Here is a 12,503-nt window from a genome sequence, read left to right as displayed (position 1 = left end):
TGATCAATCATCCGGCGATTCTATAAGCTCCGTGTCAGCCGGAGAATCCCCAAACCGCAAAAAATCATTGATTCATTTATTTATCAACAGTCCCTTAGGATGTCGACGGCCAGGTCCTTGGCATAGACGGCGGCGCGGACGCGCGCGGCGAAGGGCGACAGGGCCAGGGAATAGAGTTTCATGGCGGCTCTCCACGGGAACGGGGGTCAGGCGGGACGATAGGCTTGGGGGATTTCGTGGGCTTGGAAAAACGCGACCGGGCCATCAAAAGCCCAATGGGGGAAAACCCATGCGCCCGGTGACGGCGGCGCCCAAGGGCGTGCTGGCGCCGGGCGCGGCGGCGCAGCGCTTCCGCCTGGGCCGCTATTTGCCGGCCCTGGAATCCGGGGGGGATCTGGCGGCGGTGGTGGAGCATTACTGGGTGGTGGCCTGGGACCTGACGGGCCAGCCGCCCTATGTCCAGCGCACCTTGCCCTATCCTGCCGTGAACCTCGTGTTCGAGCGGGGGCGCACCGCCATCTACGGCCCCATGCACGGCATCTTCGCTTATGAACTGCGGGGCGCCGGCCGCGTGCTGGGCATCCGCTTCCGCCCCGCCGGCTTCCGCGCCCTGCTGGGCGCCCCCCTGACCACCCTGGTCGACCGCACCTTGGCCCTGGAGGCCGTTTTCGGCGCGGCGGCGGAGGGGGCGGAGGCGGCGGTGCTGGCGGCGGAGGATGACGCCGGCATGGTGGCGGCGGCCGAGCCGCTGTTGCGCCGGAGGTTGATGGATGTGCCGCCGATGGTGATGGAGATCAACCGGCTGGTGGCGCTGGTGGAGGCCGATCGCGACATCCTGCGGGTGGATGACCTGGTCGCCCGCGCCGGCCTGGGCGTGCGCGCGCTGCAACGGCTGTTCGCCGACCTGGTGGGCATGACGCCCAAATGGGTCATCCGCCGCGCCCGCCTGCATGAGGCGGCGCACCGCCTGGGCCAGGGCGAGGTGGTGGATTTGACCACGCTGGCCCAGGATCTGGGCTATTTCGACCATGCCCATTTCACCCAGGATTTCAAACAGGTCATCGGCCAGTCACCCTCCGCCTATCGCGAGGCCTGCGCCCGAAAGAACGACAGCGGGGATAAGCCGGAATGAGTGTGCCAAGTACGAATGTTCATGAGCGGCTGCGCTGGCTGGTGCCGTCGGCGCTTGTCTGGTTCGCGGCGGACCAGGCGACCAAGGCCTGGCTGAAACAGGCGCTGACCCCGGGGGTGGAGCTGACGGCGCTGAACGGCGCCATTCTGGTGACGCCGGTCAACAACCCGGGCGCTTTCCTGAGCATCGGCGCCGGGCTGGACGACCACGCCCGGGGCCTGGTCTTCACCGTTGGCGTGGCCCTGGTCCTGGCCGCCCTGCTGGCGTGGAGCCTGCGGGCGAAATCCCTCAGCCGCATGGAACTGCTGGGTGCCGGCAGCTTCCTGGGCGGGGGCCTGGGCAACCTGCTCGACCGGTTGGTCCAGGGCGGCACCGTGTTCGACTTCCTGAATCTCGGCATCGGATCCGTGCGCACCGGCATCTTCAACGTGGCCGACGTGGGCCTGATGGTGGGCGTGGCCCTGTTCGTGGTCGGCGGCCTGCTGGGCGGTCAACGTCGAACATAGCCGCGCAAATTTAGTTATTGTCAGCAACTTTTCTGGACATCCACCGTTCCCGCGCGCACCTTGTTCCCGACCGATAAGAATAAACGGGAGAGGAACGTGCTGAACCATGACGCGGTGGCCGCCCCGGCGCATGCCCCGATCGCGGCGCCACAGGCCCCGGCGGGCGGCCTGATCAACCGCACCACGCTGCTGTGCCTGCTCGTGGCCGTTCTGGAGGGGGTGGATCTGCAAGCCGCCGGCGTGGCGGCGCCCAAGCTGGCCCCCGCCCTGCACCTGGCGCCCAAGGAGCTGGGCGCCTTCTTCAGCGCCGGCACCATCGGCCTGTTCCTGGGCGCGCTGGTGGGCGGCCGGCTGGCCGACCGCTTCGGGCGCAAGGCGGTGCTGGTGGTCTCGGTCGCGCTGTTCGGCGTGTTCACGGCCGCGACCGCCCTGTCGCCGGACTTCACCACCCTGTTCCTCATGCGGCTGGCCACCGGCCTGGGCCTGGGCGGCACCCTGCCCAACCTGGTGGCGCTGGCGGCGGAGAACAGCCCGTCGGGGCGTAGCGGCGGGGCGGTTTCCCTGATGTACGGCGGCATGCCCCTGGGTGGCGCCATTGTCAGCCTGATCGCCGTCTTCGCCGGGATGGGCGGTGGCTTCGACAGTTGGCGCACCATCTTCTATGTCGCCGGCGGCGCGCCGCTGCTGGTCCTGCCCCTGCTGATCTGGGCCCTGCCGGATTCGCAGGCCTTCCGCGCGGCCGCGGCGGCGGACGGCGGTGCCCGGCCCGGCATCCTCGCCATCCTGTTCGGCGGCGGCCGCGCGGTGGAAACGGTGCTGCTGTGGCTGGCCTTCTTCGCCACCCTGATGGTGCTGTACCTGCTGCTGAGCTGGCTGCCCCTGCTCATGACCGAACGGGGTTTCAGCAAGCCGCAGGCGGCGCTGATCCAAGTGATGCTGAACATCTCGGGCGCCATCGCCTGCGTCGTCACCGGGCCTCTGCTGGATGGTCCCCGGCGCTTCGGCTACGCCATCACGGTTTTCGTCGGCCTGGCGGTCTTCCTGGTACTGCTGGCCGTGATGCCGGCCAACCTGACGGTGGCCCTATTGGTGGGTCTGGGCGCCGGCGCCATGGTCCTGACCACCCAGGCCACGCTCTATGCCGCGGCACCCGCGTGCTACCCCACCGCCATCCGGGGCACCGGCGTGGGCGGGGCGGTGGCCGCCGGGCGCCTGGGCTCCGTCGTCGGGCCGCTGCTGGGCGGCGGCCTGGTGCAGGCGGGGCTGTCGGCGCCGGATTTGCTGCTCAGCCTCGTGCCCCTGGTGGCGGTGGGCGGGCTGCTGGCGGTCCTGCTGATCCGGCGGCAGCTTTGGCGCCAGCCCTGACGGCTGTCGCCGCACCCGCCGCCCTCTGGCGCCGATCCTCTCGCCAGCCGCCCCGCGACGGTGTAACGCTGCGGTCCGGCAAGGGATGCGGGGTTGGAAGGGGATGGGGAAGAAGACGGATATGGTGCTGTCCGTGGCCGACATGGCCGGCACCGTGCTGTTCGCGGTCGAGGGCGCCATGGCCGCACTGCGCGGCGGGCTGGACCTGTTCGGCGTCATGGTCCTGTCCTTTGCCACGGCGTTGGGCGGCGGCGTGCTGCGCGACCTGCTGATCGGGGCGGCCCCGCCCACGGCCCTGCGCGACTGGCGCTATCCCGCCATGGCCTTCGCCGCCGGGGCGGCCACCTTCACCGGTCATACCCTGGTGGGCCAGGTGCCGGTGGGGCTGATGACCATCCTGGACGCCGCCGGCCTGTCGCTGTTCGCCGTGGCGGGCACGGAAAAGGCGCTGAACCGCGACATCCCGCCCTTCAGCGCCATGCTGATGGGCACCATCACCGGCGTGGGCGGCGGCACCCTGCGCGACATCATGTTGGCCCAGGTGCCGGCCATCCTGCGGGTCGACGTCTACGCCACGGCGGCGCTGCTGGGCGCCGCCGTCATGACCGCCGCCATCCGGCTGGGCGTCGCCCCGCGCTACGCGGCACTGGCTGGCGGCGGGGCGTGCTTCGCCTTGCGCATGGTCAGCGTCTGGCGCCATTGGGCCCTGCCCACGGCGACGGGGCTACAGGGCTGACCCTCAGTCGCGGCCCTGATCATCGGGCGCGGGCGTGGCCGCTCCGGCCGCGCTGTCGGTCTTTGGCTTGGCCTTCAGGGCGTCGGCGGCGGCCTTGTCGATGGGGATCATGCTGTCGATCAGGCAGACCGGCGGCACCGGCATGCCCACCAGGGTCAGCGGGTCGGTGCGGCACAGCTCGTCATTATGGGATACATAGGCGAAGCCGTACGGGCCCAGGCCGATGCAGCGGTTGGCCAGGTTGATGCGGGTGAACTGGGTGCGATCCTGCATCTCCACCAGGATGGTGCGGTCATCGATGACCTGCGTGCGACGGATGTTGCGCACGGGGATGCACATCGGGCCCCGGTCGCGCGACTCGGCGCTGGCGGCCGGGATACTGGCGGTCTGGGGGCCGCCGCCATTCGGGCCGGCATTCTGGTCGGCGGCGCAGGCGGTCAGCAGGCCGGCCGCCAGGCCGGCGGCGATCAGGACAGCGGAAGTGCGGAGCATGATGGTGGCCTCCCAAGGCGATTACCCTGAAAGGTAAGCACCGATTCGCCCCGCCACAAGCGGCGGCCGCGTCGCAGGCGGCAAGGGGCGGCTTGGCGATAGGCATTAGGGCCGCCAGCCTAATAGGCGAACGCGTCCCAGCCGTGCTAGCATCCCCCTGATGTATAACGATGTCGTCGATCTGCGCGAGTTTTACGAAAGCAGTCTGGGCCAAGTGGTCCGGCGGCTGGTGCGTCGCCGCCTGCGCGAGCTGTGGCCTGATGTCAGCGGCCAGCGCGTGCTGGGCATCGGCTACGCCACCCCCTTCCTGCGTCCCTTCCTGACGGAGGCGGAGCGGGTGATGGCCGTCATGCCGGCCGCCCAGGGCGTGGTCTTCTGGCCGCCCGAGGGGCCGGGCCTCGTGACCCTGGGCGAGGAATCGGAACTGCCGTTTCCCAACATGTCGGTCGACCGCGTGCTGCTGGTCCATGGGTTGGAGTTCACCGAACACCTGAAGCCCATGATGCAGGAGATTTGGCGCGTGCTGGCCGGGGGCGGGCGCCTGATCGCCGTCGTGCCCAACCGGCGCGGCATCTGGGCCCGCACCGACCGTACCCCCTTCGGCCATGGCTCCCCGTTTTCAACGGGCCAGTTGCGCCGCGTGCTGCGCGCCAACCTGTTCGTGCCGGAGCGGGAGACGTCGGCCCTGTTCATGCCGCCGGTGAAGTCCCGATTCTTCATGGCGTCGGCCGGGGCGGTGGAAAACCTGGGCGCCCGCTGGTTCAAGGCCTTCGCCGGCGTCCAGATCGTGGAGGCCAGCAAGCAGATCTACGCCACCACCGCCACCCGCGTGGTGGAGCCGCGCCGCCGCTTGGCCCCTTCCGTGGCCCAGCCGGCCTTCTCCGGTCTGGCGGCGGAACGGCGCCTGCTGCCCCGCCTTGCGGCCTCGTCGGGCGTGATCGTGGATCCCGACACGAAGCCCTGAGAATCCCGCAACGGTGCCGGGCGTCGGGATTCCGCGCGGACTCGTATTGGGGGTGCTTGACAGGGCCGAGGTCGCCTGTATAGTGCGCGCTCTCTTAGAAACGGGTCCTGTGCTAGGTCCCGTCGTTCCGTTTTGCGTGGGCGCTGGCCACTCTCGGCTGGGCCCGGCCAGATCAGTGGTGGGCTAGAATGTTCGCAGTCATCCGCACCGGCGGTAAGCAGTACAAGGTCGCGGCCGGCGACGTCATTAAGGTTGAGAAGCTGGCGGGTGACGCTGGCGCCTCCCTGAAGCTGGACGAGGTCCTGCTGGTCAGCGATGCCGGCAACACCACCGTCGGCACCCCGCTGGTGGCTGGCGCCGCCGTGACGGCCACCGTGGTCGCCCAGGCCCACGCGCCGCACATCATCGTCTTCAAGAAGAAGCGCCGGCAGAACTACCGCCGCAAGAACGGCCATCGTCAGGACCTGACGATCCTGCGCATCACCGACATCCAGGCCGGCGCCTAATCGGCAGCCGACCTCCTCGATTTAAGGAGTTTTAGAGATGGCACATAAAAAGGCAGGCGGTAGCTCCCGCAACGGTCGTGACAGCGCCGGTCGTCGTCTGGGCGTGAAGGCCTTTGGCGGTGAAGCCGTCGTTTCCGGCAACATCATCGTCCGCCAGCGCGGCACGAAGTTCCACCCCGGCGCCAACGTGGGCCTGGGCAAGGACCACACCATTTTCGCGGTCGCCGATGGTGCCGTGAAGTTCCACACCGGCCGTCAGGGCCGCACCTACGTGTCCGTCGAGCTGGCTCAGGAGCCGGTGGCCGTCGCCGCCGAGTAACCTGCCGCTTCGGCACCAGGTGTTTTGACTCTGATCGGGGGGACGGGTGACCGTTCCCCCGATTTGCATTTGCCCCGTGGCGCCGCCGTGCCCGCTTTTTTCCCTAGGACGCGACCGCGTCCGCCGGAGCGAGTACCGAAGGGCGCAGCGAGGAAGCCAAGCCGGCGGATGCCGGCGCCCGGCGATTGAGGGGTCTTTGATCCCTTGGGATCAAAGACCGTTACATAAGGCCCGCCCATCATGAAGTTCCTGGACCAGTGCAAAATCTACCTGAAGAGCGGTGACGGCGGCCCCGGCTGCGTCGGCTTCCGCCGGGAGAAGTTCATTGAGTTCGGCGGGCCGGACGGCGGCAACGGCGGGCGCGGCGGCGACATCGTGATCGAGGCCGTGGACGGCCTGAACACGCTGATCGACTATCGCTACAAGCAGCACTTCAAGGCCCAGCGCGGCGGCCACGGCATGGGCCGCGACCGCTCGGGTGCCGCCGGTGAGCCCATGGTGCTGAAGGTGCCGGTGGGCACCCAGGTCCTGGATGAGGACCAGGAGACGGTGCTGGCCGACATGATGGAGGTGGGCCAGCGCATCGTGCTGCTGAAGGGCGGTGACGGCGGCTTCGGCAACGCCCATTACAAGACCTCCACCAACCGCGCACCCACCAAGGCCGGTCCCGGCTGGCCGGGGGAGGAGCGCTGGGTGTGGCTGCGCCTGAAGCTGATCGCCGACGTGGGCCTGGTGGGCCTGCCCAATGCCGGCAAGTCCACCTTCCTGGCCGCCGTGTCGCGCGCCCGGCCCAAGATCGCCGACTATCCCTTCACCACGCTGGTGCCCAACCTGGGCGTCGTGCGCGCGGGTGAGGAGGAGTTCGTGGTGGCCGACATCCCCGGCCTGATTGAGGGCGCGCATGAGGGCCACGGCCTGGGCGACCGCTTCCTGGGCCATGTGGAGCGCACGCGCGTGCTGCTGCACCTCGTGGACGGCACGCAGGAGGATGTGCAGAAGGCCTACCGCACCATCCGCCGTGAGCTGCGCGCCTATGGCGGCGGCCTGGCGGAGAAGCAGGAGATCGTGGCCCTGAACAAGGTCGACGCCCTGTCCGAGGAAGAACTTGCGGAAAAGAAGCTGAAGCTGCGCCGCTCGGCCAAGAAGCCGGTCATGGTGCTGTCCGGCGCCACGGGCGAGCATGTGCCCGACGTGCTGTATGCGCTTCTGGAGCAGATCAAGGCTGCGCGCCTGATGGATGGCGAGGAAGCGCGCAGCAAGGCATACAAGGCGCGGTACAATCCCCTGGACGACATCTCCCAGGCCGACAAAGGGACACGTTAGAAAATGAATGACGCCGCCGCCCGCACGGAAGTTTCTTCAACCGGTGCGGCGGCGGTGTTTGATGTCCCGCCGGTGTTGGGCGCCAAAAGGCTGATCGTCAAGATCGGCTCCGCCCTGCTGGTGGATGGTGAGACGCACCGCATCCGCCGCGACTGGCTGGACAGCGTGTGCGATGACGTGGCCGCCCTGCGCCGCCGGGGCGTGGACGTGGTCATCGTCTCCTCCGGCGCCGTCGCCGTGGGGCGGGAGCACCTGGGCCTGGTGGGCCGCCCGCTGAAGCTTGAGGAAAAGCAGGCCGCCGCCGCCACCGGCCAGATCCGCCTGGCCCACGCCTATCAAGAAACCCTGGCCCGCCACGACATCACCGTGGCCCAGGTGCTGCTGACCCTGGACGATACCGAGGATCGCCGCCGCCACTTGAACGGCCGCGCCACCATCGAGACCCTGCTGAAGCTGGGCGCCGTTCCCGTGATCAACGAGAACGACACCGTGGCCACCGCCGAGATCCGCTTCGGCGACAACGACCGCCTGGCCGCCCGCGTGGCGCAGATGATCAGCGCCGACACCCTGATCCTCATGTCCGACATCGACGGCCTCTACACCGCCGACCCGCGCAAGGACCCGGCGGCCCGGCACCTGCCCGTGGTGACCGAGGTGACGCCGGAGATCGAGGCCATGGCGGGGGAACCGCCTGCCGGCTACAGCAGCGGGGGCATGGTGACCAAGATCGCCGCCGCCCGCATCGCCGTCGCCGCCGGCTGCCGCATGGCCATCGTTTCCGGCAAGCGCCAGCATCCGCTGGCGGCGTTGGAGAAGACGTTGGAGCAGGGCGGGGCGCTGTGCACCTGGTTCCTGCCCGCCGCCGGCCCCGGCACGGCGCGCAAGCGCTGGATCGCCGGTTCGCTTAAGCCGGCCGGCACGCTGGTGGTGGACGAGGGCGCCGCCCAGGCCCTGGCGCGCGGCGGCAGCCTGCTGCCCGCCGGCGTGCGCGCGGTGGAGGGTGAGTTCGAGCGCGGCGACCTGGTGGCCGTGCGCACCCAGGCCGGCCGCGTCATCGCCCGCGGCCTGGTGGCCTATTCCGCCGAGGACGCCCGCCGCATCCAGGGCCGCCGCAGCGCCGAGATCGAAGCCAGCCTGGGCTGGCGTGGCCGGGACGAGATGATCCACCGGGACGACCTGGCGTTGGGGTGAGGTGGAGGAGTCTTGGACGTTTTTGACCTGGCTCAGGTGCCTGACCAGATCAGGCCCGACTTTATGTGCTTCGGGCTGTTCCTATCGATTGGATTGGGACTTCTGGTTATGGCCATCATGGCGCCTCGGTTCAATCGGCCGGGGTTTGGTCTGGAAGGCCGAGCTTGGATGATGCGATGGTTGATCCTTCCCTTTTCCATCGTTTGGTTGATCTTTTTCTCTGCGGGGGCTTATTTCGACTTTAGATACGCCTATGAGGCGCAAGCGGACGTACGGGCGGGGCGGTATCATACGGTACAAGGCTGTTTGACCCATTTTTATCCTGGAAGCCCAAGATCACGCCTGTCGCGGGATTTTGAACGATGGCGGGTTGCGGGCATGGATTTTGCCTACGCGGATGAGAAAATTGGTTTCGGCTACCATGCCCTTGAGATGCATGGTGGAATTGTCCATGCCGATTCCAAGGTCCAGGTCTCTTACGTCCGGCGGCTTTCCGGGCGGAACGACATTGTCCGTCTGGAAGTTTGGCAACACGCTTGCCCTGTAGCGCCCGACATGTCTTGAGCGCCTTGTAATGGCAATCTGTACGGATATATGTACAGATACGAGTTTCTGGAGGCCCCCATGTCGCACGTCAGCTTCACCGAGTTTCGCCAGAACATGAAGGCGCATTTGGATGCGGCATGCGATAGCCGCGCGCCCCTGGTGGTGACGCGCCAGGGCGGCCGGTCGGTGGTGGTGATCGCTGAGGATGAGTTCAACGGCATGATGGAAACGCTGCATCTGCTGCGCAGCCCCCGGAATGCCGAGCGCCTGCTGGCTTCCATCGCCGCCGCTGATGCTGGAGAGTTCGTCACGGACGCCCTTCCGGATGATCTCGACTGATGCAGCTGAGGTTCACGGCACAAGCCTGGGATGACTATTTGTATTGGCAGTCCCAGGACATGGAAGTGCTGCGCAAGATCAATGGCCTGATCAAAGATATCCGCCGGGACCCCTTCCGGGGCGTAGGCCAGCCGGAGGCGCTGAAGGGCGACCTTTCCGGCTGGTGGTCCCGTCGCATCACTCAGGAGCATCGCCTGGTTTATCGGGTGCGCGGTAAGGGGGAAGAGCAGGAGGTTCAGATCGTGCAGTGCAGGTTGCACTACTGACGCGGACCGTCCCACATCCCGAGTCGATTCCTTACCTGGACCCTAACGCGCTCGGCAATTCACGTAAGGATGCAAGCTCGGTATAGGGGTGGGGAATCGGGCCGGACACCATCTCATGGGCCCAGGTGGTGTGGTAGGGCACGTGGAAACCCAGGCCACCCAATGCTGCCACCGGCAGGACGTCGGACTTCAGCGAGTTGCCGGCCATGGCGAAGTCGGCCGGGGCCACGCCGTGGCGGTCCAGCAGGCGGCGGTAGGTGGCGTCGTCCTTTTCCGACACGATTTCGATGCGATGGAACAGGTCGGCCAGGCCGGAGCGGGCGATCTTGCTCTCCTGGTCGAACAGGTCGCCCTTGGTGATCAGCCACACCTCATGGTCCCGCTCCCGCAGGGTTTCGATCACCTCCAGGGCGCCGTCGATCAGCTCCACTGGGTGGGCCAGCATGGCGCGGCCGCGCCGCACCAGCGTCTCGATGGCGATGCCGGGGATGCGCCCTTCGGTCAGTTCCAGGGCCGTCTCGATCATCGACAGGGTGAAGCCCTTGATGCCGTAGCCATAGGCCGCCAGGTTGCGCCGCTCCACCAGCAGCAGGCGCTCATCGATGGTCGCCTGGTCCAGGTCGCTGTGGCGCAGCAGCAGGTCGCGGAACTCGGCGTATGAGGTCGAGAACATGGCCTCGTTGTGCCAAAGCGTGTCGTCGCCATCGAGGGCGATGACACGGGGGGGCCCCCGGGGCGTAAGGGCAGGCATGGGACGCAACTCCAAAGAAACTCAGGCGGCCTGATCGGGGACCGCGACGGAAGGGGACGATACCCCCGCCGCCCGCATCAAGGCCAGGCAGAGCAGGGATGCGGCCAGGCCGCAGGCGGCGGCGCTGGTCCAGCCCCAGTGGCCGGCGAAGGCGGCGAACAGCGGCGGCCCGATGAGGGAGCCGCTGGCGCCGAACTGGGTCAGCAGGCCGTTGGCGGCAGGCAGGCCCCGGTCCGATCCCGCCACGGCGGGCAGCAGGGCGAAGGCCAGGCCGGGATAGATGCCGGACAGGGCGTTGAGCGCGATGACCACGCTGGCGGCGGTGGGGAGGTCGAGCGCTGGCCCGAACACCAGGAACAGCAGCAGGGCCGGCAGCACGATGCTGAGCGCCATCAGGGCGAAGGACGGCCCCCGCGCCAGGTCCCGCCCATGGTTGCGGTGGTTCCACCACCCCGCCACCGCGCTGCCCGCCACGGTGGCGAAGGAGGCGGTGCCGGTGATGAGGCCGGCGGTGTCGGCGCTGGCGCCGGCCTTGTCCACCAGGAAGGTGGGCAGCATGCCCAGCAGGCCGACCTCGAACGTGGTGTAGCAGCCGAAGCCCAGGGCCAAGGCCCAGGCCTGCCGCGTGGGGGCGGTGCCGCCGGCGGCGGCGGCACGCACCTGCGCCCCGACACCGGCGGTCATGCGCAGGGACAGGACCAGGGCGCCCGCCGCCACCACGCCGCCGCCGAACAGGGCGCCGCGCCAGCTCCACAGCTCCGCCGCCCAGCCGGACAGGATGGCGCCCAGGGCCAGGCCGACGGGCACGAAGCTGCTCCACAGGGCCAGCGCCACGCCGCGCTGGCGCGGGGTCGCCGTCTCCAGGATCAGCATGGGGGCGGCGATGACGGTGGTGAGATAGCCGGCGCTTTCCACCATCCGCCACGCGATCAGCGCCGCCGGGCCCCGCGCCAGGCTTTCGCCGATACCGCCCAGGGCCAGGAGGGCGGTGCCGGCCAGCAGCGCGGGGCGCCGTCCCGCCCGCTGGATCAGCCCGCCGGCGATGCGGCCGAATCCGGCGCCGCCGATCTCCAGCAGCGAGATCACCAGGGCCGCCACGGTGAGGCTGAGGCCCAGGTCGCGGGAGATGAGGGGGATCAGGGCCGACATCTTGCCCAGCTGGGCGGCGGCGATGACCCCGACGCCATAGAACCAGACGATCTTGACCCAGGTGCCGCTCATGATGCCCTCAACCGCGTGACGCCCGCCCAACGGGGCGGGGGCTCTATTTTTGGCATGGCTGGCGGCGAAAGGCCGTGAATAAGATATGCGTGGACAAAGGGCGCAGGACATCATCCATGGGCCGCAGCATCGCCGCCGTTATCGGCCCCGTGTCGCATCTGGGGCCCTCGCTCCGCCTATGGCGCACCCTGCGCCGCATGAAGCAGAGCCATGTGGGGGAGTTGCTGGGCGTTTCCCAGGCCACGGTGTCGCGCTGGGAATCGGGCGCGCTGGCGCCCGACGCCGATGAACAGACCGCGATCCGCCTGCTGATGCGCGCCGGTTTGGACAGCGCCGCCGACCGGGAACTGGCGCGCCTGGTCAACCAGTCAAGCGGGGCGGTCCACCTGGTTTGCGACCTGACGCACACCCTGCTGGCCCTGTCGCCGGCCCGGGAGCGGGACTTCGGCCGGGCGCGGGCCGACCTGCTGGGCACCTCGCTCTGGCCTTACGCCACCGAGGACATCGTGGCGGCGGAGGCCACCCTGCCGGACCTGGGCTGGTTCGAGGCCAGGCCGCCGGCCCTGGAACTGACGACCCGCGCCAACCGCTCGGCCGAGGTGCCCATCCACGCCAGCCGTTTCCGCTGGGTGCGCTTCCAGCTGTCGGACGGCACCTTCGCCCGGCTGGTCGACACCATCGCCTACGATGAAGCCTGCGCTTCCGGTCCAGTCGGTTGAAATGATACCGGCGGCAGGGGCCCTCCTGCCGCTGTAGGACGCGACCGCATCCGCCGGAGGTTTCTGGGGAGCGTCAGCGGACTGGAAACCGAGGATAAGCCAAGCCGGCGGATGCCGGCGCCCGGGG

16 protein-coding genes are annotated in these 12,503 nt (G+C 68.8%); 13 read left to right on the top strand and 3 right to left on the bottom strand.

Annotated features, from left to right (window positions below):
• Positions 1-289: 289 nt before the first annotated feature.
• From FBZ89_RS11470 to FBZ89_RS11455, 4 genes are all read left to right on the top strand, one after another.
• A complete protein-coding gene (locus tag FBZ89_RS11470; protein ID WP_145750096.1) occupies positions 290-1,132 on the top strand; it encodes a helix-turn-helix domain-containing protein in 843 nt (280 codons plus the stop codon).
• A complete protein-coding gene (gene lspA / locus FBZ89_RS11465) occupies positions 1,129-1,638 on the top strand; it encodes a signal peptidase II (protein ID WP_246172141.1) in 510 nt (169 codons plus the stop codon). Before FBZ89_RS11470 ends, lspA begins: the two co-directional genes overlap by 4 nt.
• Before the next feature lie 96 nt (positions 1,639-1,734).
• Positions 1,735-3,003 carry a 3-(3-hydroxy-phenyl)propionate transporter MhpT gene (mhpT, locus tag FBZ89_RS11460; protein WP_246172140.1) on the top strand — a complete coding sequence of 423 codons (1,269 nt, stop codon included), beginning with the start codon at positions 1,735-1,737 and terminating at the stop codon, positions 3,001-3,003.
• Between the two features lie 103 nt (positions 3,004-3,106).
• Entirely contained in the window at positions 3,107-3,739 is a 633-nt protein-coding gene (locus FBZ89_RS11455) for a trimeric intracellular cation channel family protein (RefSeq protein ID WP_145750095.1), read from the top strand.
• 3 nt (positions 3,740-3,742) lie between these two features.
• Here FBZ89_RS11455 and FBZ89_RS11450 read toward each other — a convergent pair whose 3' ends face one another.
• The gene (locus FBZ89_RS11450; RefSeq protein ID WP_145750094.1) at positions 3,743-4,231 is read right to left on the bottom strand and encodes a hypothetical protein; all 489 of its coding nucleotides are present in this window, start codon (positions 4,229-4,231) and stop codon (positions 3,743-3,745) included.
• Between the two features lie 160 nt (positions 4,232-4,391).
• On the opposite strand from FBZ89_RS11450, the gene FBZ89_RS11445 reads away from it, so the two are divergent.
• The 8 genes from FBZ89_RS11445 (at position 4,392) to FBZ89_RS11410 (ending at position 9,685) form a co-directional block, all read left to right on the top strand.
• Entirely contained in the window at positions 4,392-5,195 is an 804-nt protein-coding gene (locus tag FBZ89_RS11445; protein ID WP_145611221.1) for a class I SAM-dependent methyltransferase, read from the top strand.
• Positions 5,196-5,383: 188 nt separating this feature from the next.
• Entirely contained in the window at positions 5,384-5,701 is a 318-nt protein-coding gene (rplU, locus tag FBZ89_RS11440; protein ID WP_145750093.1) for a 50S ribosomal protein L21, read from the top strand.
• A gap of 37 nt (positions 5,702-5,738) precedes the next feature.
• Entirely contained in the window at positions 5,739-6,020 is a 282-nt protein-coding gene (gene rpmA, locus FBZ89_RS11435) for a 50S ribosomal protein L27 (RefSeq protein WP_145750092.1), read from the top strand.
• Positions 6,021-6,260: 240 nt separating this feature from the next.
• Positions 6,261-7,343: a GTPase ObgE gene (obgE, locus tag FBZ89_RS11430; protein WP_145750091.1), complete on the top strand. Its 1,083-nt coding sequence runs from the start codon at positions 6,261-6,263 to the stop codon at positions 7,341-7,343.
• A 3-nt stretch (positions 7,344-7,346) separates the two neighbouring features.
• A complete protein-coding gene (gene proB, locus FBZ89_RS11425) occupies positions 7,347-8,534 on the top strand; it encodes a glutamate 5-kinase (protein WP_145750090.1) in 1,188 nt (395 codons plus the stop codon).
• Positions 8,535-8,546: 12 nt separating this feature from the next.
• Complete coding sequence (locus FBZ89_RS11420; protein ID WP_145750089.1) at positions 8,547-9,098, top strand: hypothetical protein; 552 nt, start codon at positions 8,547-8,549, stop codon at positions 9,096-9,098.
• 60 nt (positions 9,099-9,158) lie between these two features.
• Positions 9,159-9,419, top strand: a complete 261-nt coding sequence (locus FBZ89_RS11415) for a type II toxin-antitoxin system Phd/YefM family antitoxin (protein WP_145750088.1) — start codon at positions 9,159-9,161, stop codon at positions 9,417-9,419.
• Positions 9,419-9,685 carry a Txe/YoeB family addiction module toxin gene (locus FBZ89_RS11410; protein ID WP_145750087.1) on the top strand — a complete coding sequence of 89 codons (267 nt, stop codon included), beginning with the start codon at positions 9,419-9,421 and terminating at the stop codon, positions 9,683-9,685. The genes FBZ89_RS11415 and FBZ89_RS11410 overlap by 1 nt, the downstream gene beginning before the upstream one ends.
• 31 nt (positions 9,686-9,716) lie before the next feature.
• Here the strand turns inward: FBZ89_RS11410 and FBZ89_RS11405 are convergent, their stop codons facing one another.
• Positions 9,717-10,436, bottom strand: coding sequence for an HAD family hydrolase (locus FBZ89_RS11405; RefSeq protein ID WP_145750086.1), 720 nt, complete (start codon positions 10,434-10,436; stop codon positions 9,717-9,719).
• Between the two features lie 21 nt (positions 10,437-10,457).
• Complete coding sequence (locus FBZ89_RS11400) at positions 10,458-11,657, bottom strand: MFS transporter (protein WP_186457304.1); 1,200 nt, start codon at positions 11,655-11,657, stop codon at positions 10,458-10,460.
• 116 nt (positions 11,658-11,773) lie between these two features.
• Between FBZ89_RS11400 and FBZ89_RS11395 the strand changes: the two genes are divergently transcribed.
• Positions 11,774-12,376, top strand: a complete 603-nt coding sequence (locus FBZ89_RS11395) for a helix-turn-helix domain-containing protein (RefSeq protein ID WP_145750084.1) — start codon at positions 11,774-11,776, stop codon at positions 12,374-12,376.
• Positions 12,377-12,503 lie beyond the last annotated feature (127 nt).

The organism is Nitrospirillum amazonense, from assembly GCF_007828045.1.
Lineage (GTDB): Bacteria > Pseudomonadota > Alphaproteobacteria > Azospirillales > Azospirillaceae > Nitrospirillum > Nitrospirillum amazonense_C.
This window is presented reverse-complemented; position numbering and strand designations above follow the sequence as displayed.

Coding starts and splice junctions, on each gene's coding strand:
- rplU (WP_145750093.1), top strand. CDS start 5,384: ATGTTCGCAGTCATCCGCACCGGCGGTAAGCAGTACAAGGTCGCGGCC.
- FBZ89_RS11395 (WP_145750084.1), top strand. CDS start 11,774: ATGGGCCGCAGCATCGCCGCCGTTATCGGCCCCGTGTCGCATCTGGGG.
- proB (WP_145750090.1), top strand. CDS start 7,347: ATGAATGACGCCGCCGCCCGCACGGAAGTTTCTTCAACCGGTGCGGCG.
- obgE (WP_145750091.1), top strand. CDS start 6,261: ATGAAGTTCCTGGACCAGTGCAAAATCTACCTGAAGAGCGGTGACGGC.
- FBZ89_RS11405 (WP_145750086.1), bottom strand. CDS start 10,436: ATGCCTGCCCTTACGCCCCGGGGGCCCCCCCGTGTCATCGCCCTCGAT.
- FBZ89_RS11445 (WP_145611221.1), top strand. CDS start 4,392: ATGTATAACGATGTCGTCGATCTGCGCGAGTTTTACGAAAGCAGTCTG.
- rpmA (WP_145750092.1), top strand. CDS start 5,739: ATGGCACATAAAAAGGCAGGCGGTAGCTCCCGCAACGGTCGTGACAGC.
- lspA (WP_246172141.1), top strand. CDS start 1,129: ATGAGTGTGCCAAGTACGAATGTTCATGAGCGGCTGCGCTGGCTGGTG.
- FBZ89_RS11455 (WP_145750095.1), top strand. CDS start 3,107: ATGGGGAAGAAGACGGATATGGTGCTGTCCGTGGCCGACATGGCCGGC.
- FBZ89_RS11400 (WP_186457304.1), bottom strand. CDS start 11,657: ATGAGCGGCACCTGGGTCAAGATCGTCTGGTTCTATGGCGTCGGGGTC.
- FBZ89_RS11410 (WP_145750087.1), top strand. CDS start 9,419: ATGCAGCTGAGGTTCACGGCACAAGCCTGGGATGACTATTTGTATTGG.
- FBZ89_RS11415 (WP_145750088.1), top strand. CDS start 9,159: ATGTCGCACGTCAGCTTCACCGAGTTTCGCCAGAACATGAAGGCGCAT.
- FBZ89_RS11470 (WP_145750096.1), top strand. CDS start 290: ATGCGCCCGGTGACGGCGGCGCCCAAGGGCGTGCTGGCGCCGGGCGCG.
- FBZ89_RS11450 (WP_145750094.1), bottom strand. CDS start 4,231: ATGCTCCGCACTTCCGCTGTCCTGATCGCCGCCGGCCTGGCGGCCGGC.